Genomic DNA, 23247 nt, shown 5'->3' with positions numbered 1-23247 from the left:
TGTCGATTCGGTGGTGGCACCGAGAACTCTCACCTGTTGTTTCGCGCGCGCCTGCGCTGTTGGTCGAACCAGACCGCGGCGATGAGGACGGCACCGAGCGCGATCTGCTGCCAGAAGTCCTGAACCCCGACGATGTTGAAGCCCTTGGTCAGTACGGCCGGGATGAAGACGCCGATGACGGTGCCGATCATGGATCCCACGCCGCCGAACAGGCTCGTGCCGCCGAGCACGACGGCCGAGATGGCGTCCAGGTTGTCTAGGGTGTGGGCGGCGATGGTGGTGGAGTTGTAGTAGGCCAGGGACATGACGCCGGCTATTCCGGCGAGCAGGCCGGTGAGCAGGTACACCATGAGCAGGTGTCGGGTGACGCCGATTCCGGAGCGCCGGGCCGCTTCCTGGTTCGAGCCGATCGCGTAGGTGTAGCGGCCGAATCTCGTGGTGTGCAGCAGCCAGGTGCCGAACACGGTGATGACCACCGCGACCAGCACGATGTTGGGCACGACGCCGAGCGAGGTGCCGTAGCCGAGCGTCTGGTTGAGCTCGATCGGCACGGTGTTGATGTCCGAACCGTCGTTGAGCAGGTTCGCCGCGCCGAGCGCCGCCCCCATGGTGCCCAGCGTCACGATCAGTGGCGGGATCTTGGCCACCGCCACCAGCACGCCGTTGACGAGTCCCCACGCCGCTCCGGCGACGACTCCGATGACCATGCCGACGACGATGACGTTCCAGCCGGCGCTGGACGCGTCCCCGCCGGGGCTCATGCCCTCCATGGTCTTGGCCGCGACCATGCCGGAGAAGATCAGTACCGAGCCGACGGAGAGGTCGATTCCGGCGGTGGTGATCACGAACGTCATGCCGACCGCGAGCACGAGCAGCACCGAGGTCTCGATCAGCAGCAGTTGCGCGTTCTGGAACGTCGGGAAGACGTCCGGGCGGAGCAGGCTGAAGACCACCAGCAGTGCGACCAGCACCAGGAAGATCCAGAAGGTGTTGCTCGACAGCGTCCTGGCCCGCAGCGAGCGCGCGCCGATGCCGGGAAACTCGTCCACTGTGGACGGTGCGTCCTTGGTGCTGGTCACGACGCGTCCTCTTTCGTCAGTGCCCCCGTCATCGCGCCGACGAGGTCCTCGAGTGTGGTGTCGGTCGTGGTGAAGCTGGCCACCCGTTCGCCGAGGCGCAGCACCTCGACGCGGTCCGCGACGGACAGCACCTCGGGCATGTTGTGACTGATGAGCACGACGGCGATGCCCTCGTCCCGGACCCGGCGGATCACGTCCAGGACACGCTCCCGCTGGACAACACCGAGGGCGGCGGTCGGCTCGTCCATGAACACGACCTTGCTCGCCCACACCACCGAGCGCGCCACCGCGACGCTCTGCCGCTGGCCACCGGACAGGGAGCCGATCGGGACGTCGGTGTTCTGCAACGTCACGCCGAGCCGGGCGAACTCGGCGACGGCCCGTCTGCGCATCTCCGCCTTGTCGAGCATGCCGAGCTTGCCGAGCAGCCCCTTCCGGTGGATCTCCCTGCCCAGGAAGAGGTTCGCCGCCGGGTCCAGTTCGGGTGCCACCGCCAGGTCCTGGTACACGGTCTCGATGCCGAGGCCGCGCGCGGCGGTCGGCGACTCGAGCGTCACCGGCCGGCCGTCCAGCAGGATCGATCCGGAGTCCGGCTGTTCGGCACCGGACAGGCATTTGACCAAGGTGGACTTGCCCGCCCCGTTGTCACCGATCAACGCGGTGACCTCGCCGGCGCGTGCCTCGAAGGAGACACCACGCAGCGCTTCCACGGAACCGTAGTGCTTGACGAGGTCCCGCGCCTCCAGCAGTCCTTGTTCAGACATTCTGGGTCTCCTTGCCCGGCAGGGGTGGACGGCAACGGATCGCGGTGAGCCCACCGGCCAGTTCGACCTGTCCGGCACGGTGGGGCAGAACGAGCGTGTCGCCCCGGCCGATCTCGAGTGTGCTGCCGTGCTCGGTACGCAGCAACCCACTGCCGTCGAGCACGACCAGGACGGCGAACGAGGGTTCGAGGACCAACGCGGGGGAGGGGCACAGCCGTTCGGCGCGGAAGTACCGGTCCGCCCCGTCCGCCAGCAGGCGCACCGCGGCGGCGTTCTCGTCACCGGTACGCCGGATCAGGGTGGCCAACCGGGTCTCGTCCCAGCCCGAGGTGTCCAGGGCCTCGATCGCCGTCTCGAAACCGAGCCCGAGATGCCCCTTCTCCGGTTCGGCGAGGAAGTCCCGCCATTCCAGGGTGAGCGAGAAGTCGGTCGGTTGCTGCAACTCGACGACGAACACCCCGGCACCGATCGCGTGCGGTAGCCCCGCCGGGACGTACACGGTGTCACCAGGTCGCACGGCGACGCTGTTCAGCGCATGGAGCATCTCGGGTGCGTCCTGGTCACGCACCCAGTCGTTGATCTCCTTCGCCGAGTGCGGCTCGGTGAAACCGACGTGGACGCGGGGGTCGGCGCCGGTCGTGCCGATCACGATCCAGGCCTCGCTCTTGCCGAAATGGGAGTCGAAGTGGCGCCGGGCGAAGGCGTCGGAGGGGTGGAAGTGCACCGGCAGCCGCTGGCCCGCGTCGAGCAGCTTCACCAGGAGCGCGGTGGAGTCGCCGAAGGCGCTCGTGTGCTCGGCGCCGAGCCAGCCCTCCGGGTCGGCGCCCACCGCGTCCCGCAGCCAGCGACCGTCCGGGAGCCTGCTCAACCCCGCCGTGTCCTCGCCGAACAAGGTCGTCGTGGAACCGACCCAGTCCTCGGGACCGTGACCGTGCCGTTCGTCGGTCGTGCCGCGCAGCGCGGTGATCGCCGCACCGCCTCGGTAGAACTGCGGCGGTTGGTTGGGTGGCAGGGCGACCGGTCCGACATCAGAAGACAACGTTGTCATAGTGCCGCCGATTGCACACCCGGCCTTCTGCTCTTGTCAATCCCTTCCGGGTCACGGGTCGGCGTTCGCTGGTCGCGCGTACCTTGACCCGCTTCCCGGGCTGTGCGATGGTCGAAATGCCTTGTGGTTTGACAACGTTGTCGTTCTGCGGCGTCACGTGGGTCAAGGAGGAACCATGCGACAAACCGTTCTCCGTAGCGCGCTGGTCACGCTGATCGCCGGCTCGGCGGCTCTCGTGGCGCCGTCGGCGGCGGGGGCCGGTGCGCAGCAGCCGACCGGTGGGTGCGGACCGGTCGTGGCGAGTGCGACACCGGCCGTCGGCCTGCAGAACAAGTGGGCCCACTTCGGCGACCGGGCCGGCGAAGGGGAGTGGGCGGGCGGCGACGGCACGTACTCGACGCCGCTGCCGGACGGTCGCGTCGCCTGGCTGTTCAACGACACGTTCCTCGGCCCGGTGGGTCCGGGACGCGCGATCAGGCCTCACGCGCCGGTGCACAACACGATCGTGCCGGCCCACGGCCGAGGTGACCGGCCGATCGAGACCGTCGTCGAGGGGACTCCGGAGAACCCGCTGCCGGTCGTCGGTCCACCGGGAACGGCGGAGCCGTGGTACTGGAACGGCGACGGCATCGTCGACGACGGCAAGCTCCACGTCGTCGAGTTCCAGCAGCGGGCGGCGGGAGAGGGACACTTCGGGTTCGAGTGGATCGGCACGGACCTCGCCGTGCTGTCGCTCCCGGACCTGGAGGTGGAGAAGGTCGTTCCAACCTACGACGGGCACGGCATCCAGTGGGGTGTGGAGCTGCTCCGCGTGGACGACCACATCTACATCTACGGCGTGGGCCCGGCGGCGTTCGGCAAGCAGGCCCATGTCGCGCGGGCCCGTGCCGGCGAGCTGGACGGGGCCTGGGAGTTCTACACCGGCACTGGGTGGTCGCCGGACGAGGGTGACGCCGCACCCGTCCTCGGCGACGTCGGTTCGTCCTTCGGCGTCGCGCGGGTGCACGGTCGGTACGTGCTCGTGACGACGAACAGCTTCCTCGGTTCCGAGATCTACGTCCACACCGCGACGACGCCCTACGGGTTCGCCGGTTCCGAGCGCGTGCGGATCTACGACACGCCCGAGGGGCAGCCGGAGTTCGACGCGGACGCCGCGGGCGACATCTACACCTACAACGTGGCCGTGCACCCCGCGGTGAGCTCCACCAACCGGCTCGTGGTCTCCTACAACACGAACAGTACGGCGATCGAGGACCTCTACGCCGACATCAGCAACAACCGCGCGCGGTTCCTGAACGTCCGGTTCGCGCCCCAGTCCCGCCCGTGCGCACCGTCGGCGCGGCCCTGACGGGCCGGCTTGACACCGATATCGCGTCGGGGCACGCTAGCTGGGTGACATCGTTGTCGTCCAGTAGGACAACCCGCGCCACCATGGTCGACGTCGCGAAGCGCGCGGCCGTGTCGGTCAAGACGGTTTCGCGTGTGGTCAACGGAGAAGAAGGTGTCCGGCCGGACACCAAGGCCCGGGTCGACGAAGCCATCCGCCAACTTGGCTTCCGGCGCAACGACAGCGCGAGCGACCTCCGGCGTGGCCGAGCCGAGGGGATCGGACTCATCGTCGAGAACATGTCCGACCCGTTCTACTCGGTCATCGGCGCGGCTGTGGAGCGGGTGGCGCGACTACAGCGGCACCTGCTGCTGATGGGCTCCGCGGAGGGTTCGGCGGAACGCGAGCGTGATCTCACCGGTGCCTTCCTGTCCCGCCGCGTCGCCGGCCTGATCGTCGTACCGGCGATCGAGGACCACCACTGGCTGGCCGCCGAACTCGCCGCGGGGACACCCGTCGTCTTCGTCGACCGACCGGCCAGCGGCCTCTCCGCGGACGCGGTGCTGACCGACAACGACGCCGGGGTGCGCAGTGCGGTCGAGCACCTCGCCGCGCGTGGTCACCGCAATATCGGCTTCCTCGGCGACAACCCGGAGTTCTGGACCGCCGGTCAGCGGCTGGCCGCCTTCGGGTCGGCGACGGCGGCCCTCGGCCTGCGCTCCGACCTGACCGCGATGGGGCCGCACGAGGTCGAGGGCATCGCCGCGCTCGTGGAGACCTGGACCAGGGACAGCGATCCCGTGACCGCGCTCGTCACCGGCAACAACCGGCTGTCGGTGACGGCCCTGCGTGCCCTGCGGCGGGTCGGCAAGCGGCTGGCCCTGGTCGGCTTCGACGACTTCGAGCTGGCCGACATGGTCGAACCCGCCGTGACCGTCGTGGCGCAGGACCCGGCCGCCATGGGCGAGCAGGCCGCGCACCTGCTCTTCCGGCGCCTGGCCGGGGAAGGCGGCCCGGCTCGTACGGTGGTCCTGCCCACGCGTCTCGTCGTCCGCGACTCGTCCCACCTGGTCTGAGGCGCGTTCCCGCGGCTACCGAGGGGACAGCAGGTGCAACGGCACGCTGTTCGCCATCACGCGGTAGCCGGTGGCGTTCGGGTGGAGCGGGTCGTCGGGGTGGTGGAAGGCGGGGTCCATGCGGTGCGGATCGGCCGGGTCGCGAAGGGCCCGGTCGAAGTCGATCACGCCGTCGAAGGCTCCGCTGGTCCTGATCCACGTGTTCACCGCTTGGCGGGTGCGCTCTCGTTCCCGGCTGTAGCAGGAGCACGGCGTGATCGTGCCGCCGAGCACCCGCACCCCCTCGTCGTGCGTCCGGGCGACGAGCTGCCGGAAACCGGCGATGACCTGTTCGGCCGACGCCTGGTGGCCGCCCAGGATGTCGTTGGTGCCCGCGAGCACGATGACGGCCCGCACGGCGGACTGCAGCAGGACGTCGCGGTCCATCCGGGTGAGCATCGGATCGCTGAGCCCGTACAGCGCGGCGCGGCGGAGCAGTTCGGCGGCGCCGATGCCCTCGTTGAGCACCCCGAGTCCGCGGAACCGCGGTGTCCGTTGTAGACGCTGAGCGAGCACGTCGGGATAGGTGACGTCCCCACCCGCGGTGATCGAGTCGCCCAGCGCGACGATCGTGCCGCCGTTCGGTCGGCGTACGTCGATGCCCTGCAGGTACGACCAGTGTTCGGTGGTGGTGGGGAAGTTCTCCGACCCCGCGTCCCCGCTGTGGTCGCCCGGTGTGGACACGTAGGACGTCTGGTTGCTGTTGAGGTGCTGGGTGGTGGCGCCGTGGGTGTCGGTGGGCAGGTGCAGGCTCACCGCCAGGTTCGTGAGCGCCGGCACGCGCATCGCGACCGGGTCACTGATGATCTGGGCGCCTTCCGCGACCGTGACCGAGCGCTTCCCGCCGAACGTCACCGGCCGGTTCGAGCCGGCGACCAACTCCGCACCCGTGCGCTGCACGCCGACGGTCACCGCGCCGATGTCGAGCGGTTGGCCACCGAAGGTGTTGGCGAGCCGGATGCGCAGCGCGTCGCCCGCGGTGCTGGTGCGCACGACGAGCCGCAGCGTGACGTCGTCGAAACTCGGGTTGAACGACCGGTGCAGGCTCGTGCCCCAGGTGCCCACCCACGATGTGGCGGGCGTGCCGGCCACGGGCGCGGGCGTTCGGCCGACCGGGCGGTCGAGGTGGTTCGGACCGGTGAGTGCGAGTGTTCCGAGGACGACGGCCAGGGTCGTCACGATGGTGGCCGCGAGGGTGCCGAGCGGCCGCAGGCGGGCGCGGCCGGTGTCGTGTCCGGACGGGTTCATCATCAGCTCCCTGGCCGACAACGTTGATGTCAACTATGGACATACTCGGCCGCGCCGACGAATGTCAACGTCGGACACCCGAACGGCCGTTGTGCGCAAGGCACATTCGCACAAGGGCTTGACCGATTCACGAAGGAGCTTGATACTTTGCTGGATGCGTTGACAACGTTGTCAGCTAGGAGTCGACATGCCGCTGTTGTCCGCCCATTCGCGACGTTCCGGTCCTCGCTCGACAGCCGTGATCGGTTCCCTCGTCCTCGCACTCGTCGCCGGCTCGGCGACGATGCCCGGCGGTACCGCCCCGACCGCCCGAGCGACGACCGGCCAGACGGACTGGAGCACGTCCTTCGAGGACGGAGCACGTCCCGCTGACGGCCAGGTGGCCACCGGCCCGGACGGGCGTCCCGACGTCGCCGGGGTGCTCCACCCGGACTCCGGTGCGCCCGGGCTGAGCACCGTCGTCGACGACGGACCGGATCGCGCCTACGCCGCGAAGACCGACGTCGGGTTCACCGGCACGCGCGCACTGCGCTACGCCGGCCGGCACGAGTCCGGCGGTCCCGCGCACTCGACCAACGTCCTGTTCGACGTCGACGTCCCCGTGCGGCCCGAGACCGAACTGTCCTATGTGGTACTTCCGTGGTTCGACGAGGAGGCCGTCGACTACGCGAGCACCCATGTAGCCGTCGACCTGGCCTTCACCGACGGCACCCGGCTCAGCGACCTCGACGTCGAGGACCAGAACGGCGTGCCGATCACCGCCAGGGCGCAGGGCGAGTCCAGGACGCTCTACCCGCTGCAGTGGAACCACCGGTCCGTGTCCGTCGGACAGGTCGCGGCCGGCAGGACCATCGACCAGGTGCTGCTCACCTACGACGGGCCCGACGGTTCCGCCGACGTCCTCGGCTGGCTCGACGACATCGTCCTGGAGGCCGAGCCGCGGGAGCCGGAGCGGTCACGGCCGTCGGACTGGGTCGTCACCACCCGGGGCACGCACTCGAACGGCGGCGGTTACTCGCGGGGCAACAACTTTCCCGCGACCGCGGTGCCCAACGGCTTCAACTTCTGGACCCCGGTGACCGACGCCGGCTCCCTGGCCACCCTGTACAGCTACCACGAGGCCAACAACGAGCGGAACCTGCCGGAGATCGAGGCGTTCGCGGCCAGCCACCAGCCGAGCATCTGGTTGGGCGACCGGCAGACCTTCCAGTTCATGCCGACGGTCGGCGAGGGCGTGCCGGACGCGGACCGTGACGCCAGGGCACTGGCGTTCCGCCACGAGGACGAGACGGCGTCCCCGCACCACTACGGCGTCACGTTCCAGAACGGTCTGCGCACCGACATCGCGCCGACCGACCACGCGGCGATGTTCCGGTTCACCTTTCCCGCTGGCGAGGGCCGGCACCTGATCCTCGACAACATCGACGAGCGGACGGGGCTGACGATCGACGCGGAGAAGGGAGTGGTCTCCGGCTGGTCGGAGACCCGCGTCATCTCGACCGGGATGACCCGCATGTACATGTACGCGACCTTCGACGCCGAGATCGTCGCCAGTGGAATGCTCACCGAGGGAAACCGCCCGTCCACCGGATACGTGTCGTTCGACCGGGACGTGGTCACGATGCGCGTGGCCACCTCGCTGATCGGTGTCGACCAGGCGAAGAAGAACCTCGAGCTGGAGATCGCGGCCGACGACTCCTTCGCCGACGTCGTCGAGCGGGCGCGGACGGCGTGGGACGACCGGCTCGGTGTCGTCGAGGTGGATGGCGCCAGCGACGCCCAGCTGACCACGCTGTACTCCAACCTCTACCGACTGTTCCTGTACCCGAACTCGGGGTACGAGAACACCGGGACCCGCGAGCGACCGCGCTACCGGCACGCCGTCCAGTCGTCCGACTCCTTCAGCCCACCGCCGAGCTCGCCGACGCACACCGGTGCCGAGATCGCGGACGGCAAGGTCTACGTCAACACGGGCTTCTGGGACACCTTCCGCGCCGCCTGGCCGGCGTACTTCCTCCTGGCGCCCGAGCCGGCCGGTGAGCTGGTGGACGGGTTCGTCCAGCAGTACCGCGACGGGGGCTGGATCTCGCCGTGGTCCTCGCCCGGCTACGCCAGGGTGATGACCGGGACGAGCTCCGACTCGGCCTTCGCGGACGCCGTCGTCAAGGGTGTGCCCGGGATCGACGCCGAGGACACCTACGCCGCGGCACTGAAGAACGCGACCGTGCGCCCGCCGAACGACAGCGTCGGACGCTCCGACCTGGACCGCTCGCTCTTCCTGGGATACGTACCCAACGACGTCTCCACCGGGTTCGCGTGGTCGCTCGACGGCTACCTGAACGACTTCGCGATCGGTGCCATGGCCGAGGCGATGGCGCGTCGACCCGGGACGCCGGGGCGGGAGCGCAAGCGCCTCCGCGAGGAGGCGGAGTACTTCCGGCTCCGTTCCCAGGGCTACGTCGACGTCTTCGACCCGGCGGTCGGGTTCTTCCAGGGCAAGTCCGCCGACGGGGTGTGGACGACTCCGCCGGAGCGGTACGACCCCAGGGTCTGGGGGAACGACCACGACTACACCGAGGCCAACGGGTGGAACGAGGCGTTCACCGCCCCGCACGACGGTCAGGGGCTCGCCGAGCTGTACGGCGGTCGAGCCGGGCTCGCCGACAAGCTGGACGAGTTCTTCGCCACGCCGGAGACCGCGCGGTTCCCCGGTTCCTACGGCGGGGTGATCCACGAGATGCGGGAAACCCGTGACCTCCGGCTTGGGCAGTGGTCCATGCCCAACCAGGTGTCGCACCACATCCCCTGGATGTACAACTACACCCAGGAACCGTGGAAGGCGCAGTACCACGTTCGGCAGGCGTTGGCTCGCGGCTGGGTCGGTTCCGAGATCGGCCAGGGCTACCCCGGCGACGAGGACAACGGTGCCACCTCCGGGTGGTGGATCATGAGCGCGCTCGGCCTGTACCCGCTCCAGCTGGCGTCCGGCGAGTACACCATCGGCTCGCCGCTGTTCGAGAAGGCCACCCTGCACCTACCCGGCGGCTCCCTGGTGATCGAGGCACCGGGAACCAGCGACGGGAACATCTACGTGCAGGGCCTCACGGTCGACGGACACCCGCACACGTCCACCACGATCTCCCACGACGAGCTGGCCGACGGCGGCGTACTGCGGTTCACCATGGGGCCGGAGCCGTCCTCGTGGGGAACCGGTGCGAACGCCGTTCCAGGCTCGGTCACCGAGGTCGGCGACCGGCCCCGGCCGCTGCACGACGTGACCGGGAAGAACCGGGGGCTGGTGACGGCCAGCACCGGCGAGGACGTCAGCGGCCTGCTGGACGACGACTCCCGGACCGCCACCGTCCTGACCGGACACCACCCGTCGGTCCGGTACACCGTCAACGGCGGCGACCGCGCCCGCGTGGAGTTCTACACGATCACGTCCAGCCAGGCCGATCCCCGCCAGGACCCCGGCCACTGGGTGCTCGAGGGTTCCGACGACGGAAAGCGGTGGCAGACCCTGGACCGCCGGAACGGGGAGGAGTTCCGCTGGCGCGACCAGACCCGCCCGTTCAAGATCCGGAAACCGGTGAGCATGCGGCACTACCGCCTCCGGCTCCTCGGCACCGGCGGACAGTCGACGTTCTCCCTGGCGGAGGTCGAGTTGCTGACCCGGGACGCCGTCCCGGAGTCCCCGCTCCGGGTGCGGGTGGATCCCGTCGCGCTGCGCCCTGGCACGACCGCGCCCGTCGACGTGCGGCTGACCAACACCGGCGACACGCTCCTCTCGCCGGAGCTGACGGTCGCCGTGCCCGCGTCCTGGGCCGTCGACCCGGCGGCCGGCATGGTGTCCGACCTGGCCCCCGGTGACTCGGCCACGGTCACCGTCGAGGTCACCGCCGCGGCCGATGCCGCTCCGGGTCCGCATCCGGTCCTGGTCACCGCACGGTGGGACGACTGGGTGGTCACCGGGGAGGGCGACGTGCGGGTCGTCGGCGACGTCACCGAGATCGAGCCCGGTACCCCCGACGAACGGGACATCCTCGTGGCCGACGACGGATCCCAGCTGACCGGTGACGGGGCGGGCGGCCAGGCGCGCTTCGCGGACGCGACCGGTTCCTTCACCTACCGCCTCCCGCTGCCGGCCGGGGCGACCAGCGGCACCGTGACGCTCGACATCGCCAACGAATTCCTCGTCGACGTCTCGACCGACGGGCGGAACTGGACGACCGTCCTGCGCGAACCGAACGCCGTCATGTTCCAGAGCAACCGGGGCCAGCGCACCCTGGACCTCGCGGACCTGCGCGAGCAGGCGGGTGATGCCGGGCAGGAGCTCTACCTGCGGATCGGCGACAGTCGCCCGGCGGACGGCTGGGGTGGCTGGCTCGCGGGCCTCCGCCTGGAGACCACCGGATGACCGTGGTCCCACCTGGACCCGACTGCGAAAGGAACCCCATGAAGACCATCCCCGCCACCGTGCGCGCCGCGCTCGCCGCCGCCCTGTCCGTCGGCCTGATCCTGACCGGAACCGCGGTCTCGGGCGCGGCCCCGCCCGAGAACGGTCCCGGCGTCGAGGAGCGCGGCGCCGGTCGCGGTGTTCCGGACAGTCAGATCTCGATCCAGCTCTACACCTTCGCCGAGTACATCGGGTTCGGCAGCGACGAGGCGACGCTGGACCGCCTCAGGTTCGTGTTGTCCGAGCTCGCCGAGATCGGCTACCGCAACGTCGAACCCTTCACCTTCAACGGGTTGACGGCGGAGCGGTTCGACGCCCTGCTCGACGGTTACGGTCTGCGCGCCACCAGCAGGCACGGCGACACGAACGAGGCGACCTGGGACGCCGAGCTCGCGAACTCCAGGACGCTCGGGCAGAAGTTCGTCGGGTCGGGCGGGTCCGCCGCACCGGGACTGTGGTCCTACGAGGACACGCTCGCGACGGCGGCGACACTGGACCGGCTGGGCAGCCGTTCCGTGCGCAACGGCACCGGCAAGATCTTCGTGCACAACCACCAGAACGAGTTCACGACGACCTTCACCGACCCGACGACGGGACGCGCGATCTCGGCGTGGGAACTCCTGCTGCTCAACACCGACCACCGCTACGTGACCTTCCAGCTCGACGTGGGCTGGGCGGTGGCCGCGGGAGTGGACGTGCCGCGACTCCTCGAGAAGTACGGCGACCGCATCGACCTGCTGCACGTCAAGGACGGCACCGAGGTGGACGGCGAGTTCGTGCAGGCGCCACTGGGTGCGGGCGAGGTGGACCTGCGCCCGATCCTCGCCGCCGCCAAGGGCAAGGTCCGCTACTACGTGTTTGAACAGGACCCGATCTTCTTCGGCGAGGTCGACACCATGCTCGACGAGGCGCGTACCTCGTTCCGGTACCTGGACCGCGTCACCTACTGAGTCCGCGAGGTTGCTTGTCGTGCGGCAGATTCCCTATCCGTCCGCTGGTGGCAGGACGCTGTTCCTCCATGTGTCGGCGCCGCCCGTGGTGGACGCGCGGGCGGCGCCGGTGGGCGTGTTCTTCCACGGTGGTGGGTGGGTGAAGGGGAGTTGGCGGCAGTTTCGGCCACAGGCCGCGCGGCTGACCGCGCTGGGGATGCTCGCCGTCCTGGTCGAGTATCGGACGGAGGGCCCGGTTGCGGCGACCGAGGACGCGGTGGCCGCGATGAACGCGGTGTTCGAGAAGGCTCCGGGTCTTGGGGGCGACCCCGGTCGCGTCGTCGCGATCGGGGGGTCGGCCGGGGGACACCTGGCGCTGGCGACGACCGTGCTCGACCTGCCGAACACGAACCCCGAGCACCGGCCCTCGGCGCTCGTGCTGTTGAACCCGGTGACGAAGACGACCGGTGAGTTCCCGGACGGGTTCGGCAGGCGGCACTTCGCCGACGACGACCAGGCACTGCGTTATTCGCCGCTGCGGCACGTCGGTGCGGGAATGCCGCCGGTGCTGGTCATGCACGGCACGGCGGACACCGCGGTCCACCACGAGAACTCGGTGGAGTTCGTCGAGAAGGTGAAGCTACTCGGCGGGCACGCGGAGATCGTGCTGTACCCCGGCCAGCGGCACGGGTTCTTCAATCCGCGCGACCCGGCTTCCCGCGACGGGGACGGTTCGTACTTCGACCGGACGACACGGGAAATGATCCGGTTCGTCCGTGCGGTGACCCGCCAGGAGGGCTCGTGACGGCCCGCGAACCAAGGAGACCGATGGCATCCGTGCGTCCCAACATCATCGTCCTGCACTGTCACGATCTCGGACGTTTCCTCGGCTGCTACGGCCACCCGACCGTGCGTACGCCGAACCTGGACTCGTTCGCCTCGGACGGTGTCCGCTTCGACCGCGCGTTCGCCACCGCGCCGCAGTGCAGCCCGTCGCGGGCGTCGCTGTTCACCGGGAGGTGGCCGCACGCGAACGGCGTCATGGGCCTGACCCACGGCGACTTCGCCTGGGATCTCCACCCCGGCGAGCGCCACCTCGGCGGCCTGCTGCGCGACGCCGGCTATCGCAGTGTGCTCCTCGGCGTGCACCACGAGTCCCGTGCCCGGCCGGACACCGAACTCGCCGCCCGGCTCGGGTTCGACCACGTCGACACCTCGCGGATCATGGCCACGCCGGTGGCCGACCTCGCCTGCGCGCACCTGTCGGAGCTGGCGGGCGCGCGACCCTTCTACCTCCAGGTGGGCTTCTTCGAACCGCACCGGATGGGCGGCGCCCGCGACCCGGAGGGCACCAAGGGCTTCCTCGGCGACCACGTCGAGCCGGACGACGAGCTGGGCATCGAGATCCCGCCCTACCTCGCCGACTCCGAGTCCGCCCGCGCGGAGCTCGCCGAGTTGCAGGGCGCGGTCGCCCACATGGACCAGGCCGCGGGCCGGATCCTCGACCAGCTCGACCGGCTGGGGATGGCCGACGACACGCTCGTCCTGTTCACCACCGACCACGGCCTGGCCCTGCCCCGGGCCAAGTGCTCCCTCTACGACCCCGGCCTCGAGGTCGCGATGATCGCCCGGTACCCGGCGCGGGGCTGGCTGGGCGGCCGGGCACACGCCGACCTGTTGTCCAACGTGGACGTCGTGCCGACCCTGCTGGAGCTGCTCGGCATCGAACCCGAGCGTGAGCCGCACGGCTGGAGTTTCCTCGGCCTGCTGGACGGCGGAGATCACCGGCCCCGCGAGGAGGTCTTCGGCGAGCTGACCTACCACGACTACTACGACCCCCGCCGCTGCGTCCGCACCGACCGCCACAAGCTGATCGCCAACTTCAGCAACGCGTACGCGTTCATGGACCCCAGCCAGTCGTGGAACCGGCGCTGCACGCCTCGGGTCGAGCCGATGGCCTACCACCCGCCGGTCGAGCTGTACGACCTCGTCGAGGACCCGCACGAGCTGACCGACCTGGCGACCGAGCCGGCACACGCGGCGACGGTCGAGGACCTGTCGGCCCGGCTGCGCACCTGGATGGCCGAAACCGGCGACCCGCTCCTGGACGGCGCCGTCACGTCCCCGCTGCACCGCAGGACCAGTGCGCGCCTGGGGCGAGCCGGGTATTGACTGGTTTAGACCAATACTGCTTTGCTGAGTGGGTCACGTCGTGACGTCTCCGGTCGTTCCCTGCGCGAAGGAGTCATGGTGCTGAGACGTATCTTGGGATCGTTGGTCGTTTTCGTGGTCATGCTGGGGCTGTCGGCGGTTGTTCCGTCGGCGTCCGCGGTCGGGGCGCCGGTGGCGCCGTCGGCGGCGTGTGATTATCCGGCCTGGCAGGCCGGTCGCGCGTACTCTCCCGGCGACATCGTGCGGTACACCGACGGTGGGCTCTACATCGCCGTGCACGCCAATCCGGGGTACGACCCGGTGATCAGTCACTGGTTCTGGGATCCGTACCAGTGCGACGGTGGCGGTGGCGACCCCGGTCCCGGACCGGGATTCGTGGTCAGTGAGGCGCAGTTCAACCAGATGTTCCCGTGGCGGAACTCCTTCTACACGTACAACGGGCTGATCAACGCCATGGGGGCGTTCCCGGCTTTCGCCAACACCGGGTCGGACACCGTGCGGCGGCAGGAGGCGGCCGCGTTCCTGGCCAACGTCTCGCACGAGACCGGTGGGTTGGTGCACATCGTCGAGCAGAACCAGGCGAACTATCCGCACTACTGCGATGACAGCCAGTCCTACGGGTGTCCCGCGGGGCGGGCGGCGTACTACGGGCGTGGACCGATCCAGTTGAGTTGGAACTTCAACTACAAGGCGGCGGGGGACCGGTTGGGGCTCGACCTGCTCGGGAACCCGTGGCTGGTGCAGAACGACTCCGCGGTGTCGTGGAAGACGGCGTTGTGGTACTGGATGACCCAGAGCGGGCCGGGCACGATGTCCGGTCACACGGCGATGGTCGGTGGACACGGGTTCGGCCACTCGATCCGGAGCATCAACGGTGCGATCGAGTGTGACGGGGGCAATCCGGGTCAGGTGCAGAGTCGGGTGAGCAAGTACCAGCAGTTCGCGCAGATGTTGGGTGTTCCCACCGGGGGCAACCTCTACTGCTGAACCGGTTGGCGTCAGGTTCGCGGGTACGTCGGCCACGCCACGTCGTCGATGGCCAGCCAGGGGGCGCTGGAGACGGCGGTGGGGGTGCTGCCGGTGACGGCCTTCACCTCGCGGTGGAGGTGTGGCTGGTCGACGTATCCGCTGCGCGCGGCGACGGTGGCGGGGGAGTGGCCGGCGGCGAGTAGGTGGGCGGCGTGGTCGAAGCGTGCCAGTTGTGCGGCGCGTTTGGGGGTGATGCCGAGTTGCGAGCGGGAGCGGGACCACAGTCGTTTGCGGCTCCAGCCGACCTCGGCCGCCATGCGGTCGACGCGCAGCCGTCCCCGGCTGGTGACCGTTCGCCGCCAGATGTGGGCGACTTCCGGGTCGACCGGTGGGCGGGTGTCGAGCCGGTGGCGGAGGAGGTCGGCCGCGATCGCGAACCGGTCGTTCCAGGACGTGGCGGCGCGGAGGCGCTCCTCCAGCTGTTCGGTGTCGGGGCCCCAGACGTCCCGCAACGGGGCCACCGTCCCGGTGAGGTCGGGCGACGAGTCGAGCACCGTGGCCGCGACGACGGGGGACAACCGGAGCTGGAGGCATTCGCCGCTCGAGCCGCCGGTGTCCAGGCGCCCGGGGAGCAGGCCAGCGGCGAAGCTGCCGCGCCGTCGGCGGCCGTCGGTGTCGTGGACGATGTCTCCCGTCTCGCTCACGTCGACGATGATGGTGACCGACGGGTGCGGGATCATGGTGATCTCGACCGGGGTGGACACCCGTTGCCGGAAACCGGCCATGCTGACGCCCGGCAGCCGGGCCGACGGGCCCGGGACGGCGACGTCCACGTCCGACCACATCGGGTGCGGCGGCGTCCTCATGTGGACAGACTAGGCCCGACGATCACGGGTTCTCGCGGTGAAGTCGAGGAGCAGGTCGGCGGTCCGTCCGGTTGCTTCGAGCATGGGGAGGTGGCCGACGCCGGGCAGCATCTCCACCCGCGCGGTGGGTACGGCCTCGTACCGGCGGGCCGACGTCGGTTCCCAGCGGGGGTCGGCGGCGCCGAAGACCACCAGCACCGGGACGTCGAGGACGGCGAGCCGCTCCGGCACGCTCCGCTCGGCGAGGTACTCGGTGTTCCGGCGCGACATCGTCCGGAACGCGCGGTACGAGAGGCCTCGGAGGTCGGCGATCACGTCGTCCGGGACGTCCACCGGGTGGGCGGTCGTCGCCTCGATGCCCTTGCGGATCATCGCGTCCGAGCGTCGTGACCAGACGATCGGACCGAAGGGCGGGCCGAGCAGGAAGCGGAGGATCAACGGCACCGGGAGCAGGGCGTCGAGGCTGGGGCCGCTGCTGACCAGCGCGAGCGAACCGACGAGGTCGGGCCGCTGTTCGGCGAGCGAGGTCCCGACGTAGCCGCCGCTGGAGTGGCCGGCGACGGTGACCTGCCGGAGCCCGAGGTCGTCGAGCAGCGCGGCCAGCCGGGCCGCCTGCGCCGGCACGTCGTACGACCGCGCGGGCGGGGACTGGCCGCACCCGGGAAGGTCGACCCGGACGACGTGGTGGTGGGCGGCGAGCCGGTCGGCCACCGGTTCCCAGGTCGCGCTCGAGGCCCCCGTGCCGTGCACGAGTACCAGCGGCGGCGCGTCCCGGCGACCGTCCTGGATCACGTGCGGGCGGTCGACGTCGTACTGGTTCATGGCCGGGACGCTAACCGGGGCGACCGTCCTCGGTATTGGACGAATGTCCGCCTCAGGGGCGCGGTGCGGTGTGGCCGTAGGGGACGGCCTTGAGCAGGGTGACGCGCACGGTGGCACCGGTCGGGGTCTGGTAGGTGCGGTGGTCGCCCTGGTGGGCACCGGTGAGGGCGGCGCCGAGGGGGGACTCCGGGGAGTAGACCTCGAGGTCGCCGTGCTCGGCGGTGCGGGTGCCGAGCAGGAAGGTCTCGGTCTCGTCGGTGTCGTCGTAGCGGACGGTGAGCACCATGCCGGGCTCGGCGATGCCGTCGTCGGGCGGGTCCTCGCCGACGACCGCGTTGTGCAGCAGGTCCTGGAGCTGCCGGATGCGGGCCTGTCGGGAGGAGACGTCGTCCGCGCCGGAGGCGAGCAGCGCGTCGAGTTCGGCCCGGAGGCGGCTGTGTGCCTGCGGGGTCAGCCAGACGGTGGTCATCGGATGGTCCGTTCGTTCGGGTGGGGAGTCATGGCGTCGTGGGCGTAGTCGCTCGCGACGCGCAGCAGGATGTCCCGCTCCACGCGCAGCAACCGGTTCTCCGACCGGAGCCAGTTCAGTTCGGCGCGTTCGTCGTCGTCGAGCGGGGTGTCGGCGGGCGTGGTCACCGGAGCGGGTCGAAGTCGCGCAGGGCGGCGGGCTGCTTGCCGGTGGTGACCTGCTCGGCCAGCAGTCGGCCGGTGACCGGGCCGTGCACCATCCCCCACATGCCGTGGCCGCCCGCGACGTACACGTTCGGCGGCCGGACCTCGCCGACCACCGGTCGTCCGTCCGGGGTCACGGGACGGGGGCCGACCCAGACGTCGGTGCGATCCCGCCAGCGGACGCCGTCCAGCAGCGGCTCGGCCGAGGCGATCAGCCCCGCCAGCCTGGCCGGCACGCCCTGGGCGTCGGGATCGCGGAACTCCATCGTGCCGGCCACGCGCAGTGCGCCCTGGTAGGGCGTGCACGCGACCCGCGCCTCCGGCAGGTAGACCGGGCCGGTGACCGGCTGGTCGGTCGGCACGGTGAACGAGTAGCCGCGGCCGGCGCGCACCGGCACGCGGACTCCCCACCGGCGGGCCAGCCGGGACAGCCACGCGCCGGTCGCCACCACGACCGCGTCGGCGGACACGTCGTCGCCGGAGGCGGCCAGGACGGTGACGCCGGTTCCGTGCGTGCGCACGTCGACGACCTCGGTCGTGTGGAACGTCGCGCCGCGGGCGGCCACGGCGTCGGCCAGCGCGCGCACGAAGCGCCCCGGGTCGAGGTAGCGCTGCCCCTCGATGCGCACACCCGAGGTGATGGCGGGGGACACCAGCGGAACCTCGGCGCGCACCTGGTCGGTGTCGAGGGCGACGTGCCGGACCGCCTGGCCCGCCTCGGCCATCCGCTCCAGCTCGCGCAGCAGCCCCTGTGCCTGCTTCTGGCTCTGGAACGCGGCGGTGATCGGCGAGTCGATCGTGGGGGCTTGGACGCCGTTCTCGGTGAGCACGTCGAAGGCTTCCAGGCACTCGTCGTTGAGCGGCAGGTTGGACCGCACGGCGCGGTTCCACGACGGCCACCGGCAGTTCGCGGCGAACCGGGCCAGGAACGCCCACAGCCGGGGGTCGGGGGACATGGGGACGTGCAGCGGTGCGGTCGGGTTCAGCAGCGACCGCAGGCCGTAGCGCAGCACGGACGGCTCGTTGAGCGGGATCGCCAGTCCGGGCGCGATCCAGCCGGCGTTGCCCCACGAGGCGCCGGCCGCCACTCCCGTCCGGTCGACGACCGTGACCTCGACGCCGCGTTCCTGTAGGAACCAGGCGGTCGACAGGCCGACGATGCCCGCGCCGACCACGACGACCGACCGAGGACCGCCGTCGATCCGCTCGACGCCAGCCATGACCACCTCCACGCCACTCGCTGTCGCCACCACGATGGCGCGAAGATCACGTGATCCGCTTGTCCGGTTCCCACAATCGCCCGGCCTCGGACTGGCCGGATCCCACACTCGCTCCTAGTCGGCCGCGGCCAGATCGATGATCATGGCGAGGCGTTTGCGGGCGTCGCCCAGGTCCAGCGCGGTGACCTCGGTCATCCGGCGCAGCCGGTTCCGCACCGTGTTCGGATGCACGCCGAGCCGCTCGGCCGCGTCGCCGAGGTCGCCCTGGTCGTCCAGCCACGCGCGCAGCGTCGGCACGAACTGCGTGCCGTGTTCCTGGTCGTACCTGCGCAGTTCGGCCACCGGCCCCCGCGCCGGCGTCCGCCCCGCCCTGGCCGCCGCCCGCAGCCGCTGCAGCAGGATGTCGTCCCAGGACTCGTCGTAGGCGGGCGGCTCGGAATCGCCCGGCGCCCGCGTCTCGTGCAACGCCAGGCACTCGTCGGCCTCCTGCCGCCCGGCGGGCAGGTCGGCCGCCGAAGCGGGCCCGCCGATCCCGGCCGACACCGTCACGTGGGCCGGCAGCCCGGCCCGGAGCGCGGCCACCCAGGTGCGCGCCGCGGTCACCTGCTCGCCGGGCAGGACCGTGTACAGCGTGTTGCCCGACAGCGCGCTGCGCCCCGGCCGGGACCAGCCGAAGCCGGTCGTGGCCCACTCGAAGGCCAGCAGGAGCGCCGCGTGCCACTCGGCCCGCACGTGCGCGTGGACCGCGATCACCCGTACCGGTTCCTGCGGCAACCCGAGCTGGCTGAGCACCGTACTGGCGTCCGCCGTGCCCTCCAGCAGGCGGATCACCAGGTCCGACTCGACCTGGCGTTCCAGGTCCGCGCTCGCCCGCAACCGCAGCAGGTGCAGGGCCACCGTGCGCGCGCCGTCGACCAGCGCGGTGCGCCGGACGCCGGTGAGCGGGCGCGCGCAGGCCACCCACACCGAGCCGAGCAGCTCCCGACCGGCCCGCACCGCGACCACCACCCGCCCGGACAGCCCGTGCGCCGGATCCTCCTCGACGAACAACGGCTCGTCCGAGGCCGTCAGGTGCGCGAACACACCACGGGCCTCGAACAGCGCCCGCAGCCGATCCGACGCCCGCCGCCCCAGGATCGTCGCCGAGCGGGCCGGGTCGGCCTCCTGCCACATGCCCGAGTACGCCAGCACGCGCGACAGCCGGTCCTCGATGGTCACCGCGCCACCGACCGCCGCCGCCAGACTGTCGGCCAACGCGAACAGGTCGGTCGGCCCCCGGCCGGACTCGGTCTCCCGGCCCTCCAGCACCAGCCCGTAGACCACGCCGGCGAGCTGTCCCCACGACACGGCGGGGTCGGCCACCAGCACCGCGACGCCCCGGTCCGCGAGGCCACTGGCCTCCCGCGCGACGTCGGCGCCGCCGCGCACCAGCACCGCGAACGCGCGCGCCGACGCCGCCCACTCCACCGCCTCGGTCACCGAGCCGGCGCCCACGGCCAGGAACAGGTCGCCCGGCACCGCCTCCTGGTCGGCGGCCTCGGGCAGCACCACACTGCGCACCTCCGCCGAGCGCGGCACCGGGCAGCAGCACAACCGCACGCCGTACCCGCCCAACACGTTCACCAGGCGGTCCAACCGCACCATGGGACCTCCCCTCCCGACAACGACCCATCGTGACCGTAGCCGTCGGGTCGCCGCCGGGAGCGGATGCGGATCAGTGCTTGCTGTGCTCCAGCTCCCGCTCGGTCTTCTGCTGCTTCTCCAGGCCGGCGCCCTCGACGTCGAGGGTCGGCAGCCAGCTCAGCCACTTCGGCAGCCACCACGCGCTCCTGCCGAGCAGCGCCACCGCGGCCGGCACCAGGACCATCCGGACCACGAACGCGTCCACGAGGATGCCGACGGCCAGGGCGAACGCGATGGACTTGACCGGGCCCTCGCCGGACGGCACGAAGCCGGCGAACACCGAGAACATGATCAGCGCCGCGGCCACCACGACCGGCGCCGCCTGGCGGAAACCGGTGACGATGGCGTCGCGCGGGGCGGCGCCGTGGGCGTGTGCCTCGTGCATTCGGGACACCAGGAAGATCTGGTAGTCCATCGCGAGTCCGAACAGGATGCCGACCATCAGGATCGGGGTGAGGCTCAGCAGCGGGCCCGGGCTGTCCAGGTTGACCACGTCACCCAGCCAGCCCCACTGGAACACCGCCACCGTCGCGCCGAGCGAGGCGCCGATGGTGAGCAGGAAGCCCAGCACGCCGACCAGCGGGACCAGAATGGACCGGAACACCAGGATCAGCAGCAGCAGGGCCAGCCCGACCACCAGCGCCAGGTAGACCGGCATCGCCTCGTCCAGTGCCACGGCGACGTCCACGCTCACCGCGGTCGTGCCGGTGACATAGGTCTCCACACCGTCCACTCCGGACAGATAGGCGCGCAGGTCGTCGACCAGCTGCTCGGTCTCCGGCGTGGCCGGCCCGGACTCCGGGATGACGGTGAGCATGGCCGCCGTGCCGTCCTGGTTGGGGATCGGCGGCGTGACGACCGCGACGTCCTGGATGCCCTGGACGTCCGGCACGGTGCCGGCGGCGGACTGGACCGCGTTCCCGCCCTCGAACAGGATCACCAGCGGGCCGTTGAAGCCCTCACCGAAGCCCTCGGTCAGCAGCGCCTCCGCGCGGGCCTGGGTGCTGTCCTCGACCGGCGCGAGGACCAGCGTGGTCTCGGTGGACATGACCGGGATCGCGATCGCGCCGAGCCCGACGACCGACAGCACCAGCGCGGTGATCCGGCGCTTGGTCACGCCGCCGATCCAGCCGCGGAAGAAGCCGCGGCCGTTGGGCGCGGCCGGCTCCGCGCTCGGCTCGGCGGGCGCGGTGCGCTGCTTGCGGGGCAGGGCCCGCCGGCCGAGGTAGCTGAGCACGGCGGGCACCAGCGTGACGGCCACCAGCACCGCCACCACGATGGTCACGGCCGCGGCGACACCCATCTGGGTGAGGAACGGGATGCCCACCACGGCCAGGCCGGCCAGCGCGATGACCACGGTCAGACCGGCGGTGACGACCGCGGAGCCGGCGGTGCCCACGGCGATGCCGATCGCGTCGCCGACGTCCTTGCCGGTACGCAGCTCGTGGCGGTAGCGGTTGATGATGAACAGCGCGTAGTCGATGCCGACGGCCAAGCCGAGCATCGCGGCCAGGATCGGCGTGGTCGACTGCAGGTCCATGAAGCCGGTGGCGATCGTGATGCCCAGCGCGCCGATACCGACGCCGACGCCCGCGGTGAGCAGGTTCATGCCCGCCATCACCAGCGAGCCGTAGGTCAGCATCAGGATCACCAGGGCGACGACGACGCCGATGACCTCGACGATGCCACCGACGTGCGGCGGGGTCTGGGTGGCCTCGCCGCCCGCCTCCACGGTCAGCCCGCCGGCGCGGGCGTCGGCCATCGCGTCGAGCAGCGCGGTGCGTTCTTCCTCGGTGACCTCGCCGACCTTGGCGTCGTAGGTGACCGTGCTGTAGGCGACGTTCTGGTCGGGGTTGACCGTCGGGGCCCTCGGGTCGAGCGGGTTCGTCGCCGATGTCACGCCGGGCAGCTCGCCAAGCTCGGCGACCAGCGCGGCGACCTTCGGCGCGTTCTGCGGCGTGGTCAGCTGCTGCCCGTCCGGCGCCTTGACCACCACGCGGGCGGTGGCGCCGCCCTGGGCGCCGAACTCGCTGTCGATCTTGTCCAGCGCGATCGTCGACTCCTGCCCCGGGATGGAGAAGGAGTCGGCGGTGTTGCCGGACAGCGTGAGCGCGCCGACCCCGGTGCCGCCCAGCACCAGCAGCCACAACAGGACGACGGCCAGCCTGCGCCGGTGGGCGCCGAAGCCGAGACGGTAGAGCAGACGTGCCATGGTGATCAGGCCTCCACCTGAGCTGGGTCGGTCGGAGCGCCGCCCCGGCCGTGGTGGCCGAGCGCGTCGAGACAGGTCGTGATGATGTGCGGCCGCCAGGCGGCCTTCTCGTTGACGTGGTTGGCCGACAGGCTGAGCACCGCCAGCGCGGCGAGCATCCCGACGACCCGCACCAGTCGCTCGGGGTCGTCCCCGGGGGAGGTGGGCTCGACGCCGAGCGCCGCCAGCACGGGCTGTTCGATGCCGCTGAACCGGCTCTCGTCCGGGTCGTCCACGTCGAGGTCCGCGCCGTCGCCCAGGGTGCTGATGCCGCGCGAGGCGAGGGCGATCAGGCCGGGGCGCTCCAACGCGAAGTCGACCAGCAGTTCCACGGCCCGCCGGTCGCGTTCCTGGCCGGGCGGTACCCGGGTTGCCCGTTCGAGCACCTCCTGGCCCTGCCGGCGGCCCATCGCCATCGCGGCGGCGAACAGGGCCTCCTTGCTCGGGTAGTGGTGCAGCAACCCGGGCTTGGACAGCTCGACGGCGTCGGCCAGGTCCTTGAGCGAGGTGTGGTCGAAACCGTGCCTGGCGAACAGGCCGGCCGCGCGGTCGAGGATCTCCTCGTCCAGATGTCGGCGAATCGATCGTGCCACGCCGCGAGGCTACCCGTGCCCCGACCGATGTAG

Annotated in this window: 19 protein-coding genes; 7 read left to right on the top strand and 12 right to left on the bottom strand. The window is 71.0% G+C overall.

Features of this window, described 5'->3' with window-relative positions; all coding sequences use genetic code 11:
* Nucleotides 1-29: 29 nt before the first annotated feature.
* From JT362_RS17220 to JT362_RS17210, 3 genes are read right to left on the bottom strand one after another with little or no spacing between them, the layout of a single operon-like run.
* Nucleotides 30-1079: an ABC transporter permease gene (locus JT362_RS17220; RefSeq protein ID WP_375546512.1), complete on the bottom strand. Its 1050-nt coding sequence runs from the start codon at nt 1077-1079 to the stop codon at nt 30-32.
* On the bottom strand, nt 1076-1843 hold the full coding sequence (locus tag JT362_RS17215) for an ATP-binding cassette domain-containing protein (RefSeq protein WP_260192236.1): 768 nt from the start codon (nt 1841-1843) through the stop codon (nt 1076-1078). The genes JT362_RS17220 and JT362_RS17215 overlap by 4 nt, the downstream gene beginning before the upstream one ends.
* Complete coding sequence (locus tag JT362_RS17210) at nt 1836-2882, bottom strand: class I mannose-6-phosphate isomerase (RefSeq protein ID WP_260192235.1); 1047 nt, start codon at nt 2880-2882, stop codon at nt 1836-1838. Before JT362_RS17210 ends, JT362_RS17215 begins: the two co-directional genes overlap by 8 nt.
* 184 nt (nt 2883-3066) lie before the next feature.
* Between JT362_RS17210 and JT362_RS17205 the strand changes: the two genes are divergently transcribed.
* Together JT362_RS17205 and JT362_RS17200 are read left to right on the top strand one after the other, a co-directional pair.
* The gene (locus JT362_RS17205; RefSeq protein ID WP_260192234.1) at nt 3067-4239 is read left to right on the top strand and encodes a DUF5005 domain-containing protein; all 1173 of its coding nucleotides are present in this window, start codon (nt 3067-3069) and stop codon (nt 4237-4239) included.
* A gap of 44 nt (nt 4240-4283) precedes the next feature.
* Entirely contained in the window at nt 4284-5294 is a 1011-nt protein-coding gene (locus tag JT362_RS17200; RefSeq protein ID WP_311202721.1) for a LacI family DNA-binding transcriptional regulator, read from the top strand.
* Nucleotides 5295-5309: 15 nt separating this feature from the next.
* Here the strand turns inward: JT362_RS17200 and JT362_RS17195 are convergent, their stop codons facing one another.
* Nucleotides 5310-6614 (bottom strand): GDSL-type esterase/lipase family protein, encoded by a 1305-nt coding sequence (locus tag JT362_RS17195; RefSeq protein WP_260192233.1) that lies wholly within the window; start codon nt 6612-6614, stop codon nt 5310-5312.
* A 205-nt stretch (nt 6615-6819) separates the two neighbouring features.
* On the opposite strand from JT362_RS17195, the gene JT362_RS17190 reads away from it, so the two are divergent.
* The 5 genes from JT362_RS17190 to JT362_RS17170 all read left to right on the top strand — a co-directional run bounded on the left by JT362_RS17190 (nt 6820) and on the right by JT362_RS17170 (nt 15125).
* On the top strand, nt 6820-10998 hold the full coding sequence (locus tag JT362_RS17190) for a glycoside hydrolase family 92 protein (protein ID WP_260192232.1): 4179 nt from the start codon (nt 6820-6822) through the stop codon (nt 10996-10998).
* Between the two features lie 38 nt (nt 10999-11036).
* Complete coding sequence (locus JT362_RS17185) at nt 11037-11987, top strand: sugar phosphate isomerase/epimerase family protein (RefSeq protein ID WP_260192231.1); 951 nt, start codon at nt 11037-11039, stop codon at nt 11985-11987.
* A 19-nt stretch (nt 11988-12006) separates the two neighbouring features.
* Nucleotides 12007-12771: an alpha/beta hydrolase gene (locus tag JT362_RS17180; RefSeq protein ID WP_260192230.1), complete on the top strand. Its 765-nt coding sequence runs from the start codon at nt 12007-12009 to the stop codon at nt 12769-12771.
* A gap of 23 nt (nt 12772-12794) precedes the next feature.
* Complete coding sequence (locus tag JT362_RS17175; RefSeq protein ID WP_260192229.1) at nt 12795-14138, top strand: sulfatase family protein; 1344 nt, start codon at nt 12795-12797, stop codon at nt 14136-14138.
* 75 nt (nt 14139-14213) lie between these two features.
* Nucleotides 14214-15125, top strand: coding sequence for a glycoside hydrolase family 19 protein (locus JT362_RS17170; protein ID WP_375546511.1), 912 nt, complete (start codon nt 14214-14216; stop codon nt 15123-15125).
* An 11-nt stretch (nt 15126-15136) separates the two neighbouring features.
* On the opposite strand, the gene JT362_RS17165 is transcribed toward JT362_RS17170, so the two are convergent.
* The 8 genes from JT362_RS17165 to JT362_RS17130 all read right to left on the bottom strand — a co-directional run bounded on the left by JT362_RS17165 (nt 15137) and on the right by JT362_RS17130 (nt 23214).
* A complete protein-coding gene (locus JT362_RS17165; protein ID WP_260192227.1) occupies nt 15137-15973 on the bottom strand; it encodes a helix-turn-helix domain-containing protein in 837 nt (278 codons plus the stop codon).
* 9 nt (nt 15974-15982) lie between these two features.
* Entirely contained in the window at nt 15983-16795 is an 813-nt protein-coding gene (locus JT362_RS17160) for an alpha/beta fold hydrolase (protein ID WP_260192226.1), read from the bottom strand.
* 52 nt (nt 16796-16847) lie between these two features.
* On the bottom strand, nt 16848-17264 hold the full coding sequence (locus JT362_RS17155) for a GreA/GreB family elongation factor (protein ID WP_260192225.1): 417 nt from the start codon (nt 17262-17264) through the stop codon (nt 16848-16850).
* Entirely contained in the window at nt 17261-17431 is a 171-nt protein-coding gene (locus JT362_RS17150; RefSeq protein ID WP_260192224.1) for a hypothetical protein, read from the bottom strand. Before JT362_RS17150 ends, JT362_RS17155 begins: the two co-directional genes overlap by 4 nt.
* Nucleotides 17428-18687 carry an NAD(P)/FAD-dependent oxidoreductase gene (locus JT362_RS17145; protein WP_260192223.1) on the bottom strand — a complete coding sequence of 420 codons (1260 nt, stop codon included), beginning with the start codon at nt 18685-18687 and terminating at the stop codon, nt 17428-17430. Before JT362_RS17145 ends, JT362_RS17150 begins: the two co-directional genes overlap by 4 nt.
* Nucleotides 18688-18801: 114 nt before the next feature.
* Nucleotides 18802-20331 carry a PucR family transcriptional regulator gene (locus tag JT362_RS17140; protein WP_260192222.1) on the bottom strand — a complete coding sequence of 510 codons (1530 nt, stop codon included), beginning with the start codon at nt 20329-20331 and terminating at the stop codon, nt 18802-18804.
* A gap of 70 nt (nt 20332-20401) precedes the next feature.
* Nucleotides 20402-22582, bottom strand: coding sequence for an MMPL family transporter (locus JT362_RS17135; RefSeq protein ID WP_260192221.1), 2181 nt, complete (start codon nt 22580-22582; stop codon nt 20402-20404).
* 5 nt (nt 22583-22587) lie between these two features.
* Nucleotides 22588-23214: a TetR/AcrR family transcriptional regulator gene (locus tag JT362_RS17130; protein ID WP_260192220.1), complete on the bottom strand. Its 627-nt coding sequence runs from the start codon at nt 23212-23214 to the stop codon at nt 22588-22590.
* Nucleotides 23215-23247: the final 33 nt, after the last annotated feature.

It is taken from the genome of Actinophytocola gossypii, from assembly GCF_025165815.1.
Classification (GTDB): Bacteria; Actinomycetota; Actinomycetes; order Mycobacteriales; family Pseudonocardiaceae; genus Actinophytocola; species Actinophytocola gossypii.
This window is presented reverse-complemented; position numbering and strand designations above follow the sequence as displayed.

What these genes read in the sequence shown, in the direction of transcription:
- JT362_RS17205 (WP_260192234.1), top strand. Translation starts at nt 3,067, where the DNA reads ATGCGACAAACCGTTCTCCGTAGCGCGCTGGTCACGCTGATCGCCGGC.
- JT362_RS17215 (WP_260192236.1), bottom strand. Translation starts at nt 1,843, where the DNA reads ATGTCTGAACAAGGACTGCTGGAGGCGCGGGACCTCGTCAAGCACTAC.
- JT362_RS17175 (WP_260192229.1), top strand. Translation starts at nt 12,795, where the DNA reads ATGGCATCCGTGCGTCCCAACATCATCGTCCTGCACTGTCACGATCTC.
- JT362_RS17170 (WP_375546511.1), top strand. Translation starts at nt 14,214, where the DNA reads ATGGTGCTGAGACGTATCTTGGGATCGTTGGTCGTTTTCGTGGTCATG.
- JT362_RS17165 (WP_260192227.1), bottom strand. Translation starts at nt 15,973, where the DNA reads ATGAGGACGCCGCCGCACCCGATGTGGTCGGACGTGGACGTCGCCGTC.
- JT362_RS17185 (WP_260192231.1), top strand. Translation starts at nt 11,037, where the DNA reads ATGAAGACCATCCCCGCCACCGTGCGCGCCGCGCTCGCCGCCGCCCTG.
- JT362_RS17135 (WP_260192221.1), bottom strand. Translation starts at nt 22,582, where the DNA reads ATGGCACGTCTGCTCTACCGTCTCGGCTTCGGCGCCCACCGGCGCAGG.
- JT362_RS17155 (WP_260192225.1), bottom strand. Translation starts at nt 17,264, where the DNA reads ATGACCACCGTCTGGCTGACCCCGCAGGCACACAGCCGCCTCCGGGCC.
- JT362_RS17160 (WP_260192226.1), bottom strand. Translation starts at nt 16,795, where the DNA reads ATGAACCAGTACGACGTCGACCGCCCGCACGTGATCCAGGACGGTCGC.
- JT362_RS17140 (WP_260192222.1), bottom strand. Translation starts at nt 20,331, where the DNA reads ATGGTGCGGTTGGACCGCCTGGTGAACGTGTTGGGCGGGTACGGCGTG.
- JT362_RS17145 (WP_260192223.1), bottom strand. Translation starts at nt 18,687, where the DNA reads ATGGCTGGCGTCGAGCGGATCGACGGCGGTCCTCGGTCGGTCGTCGTG.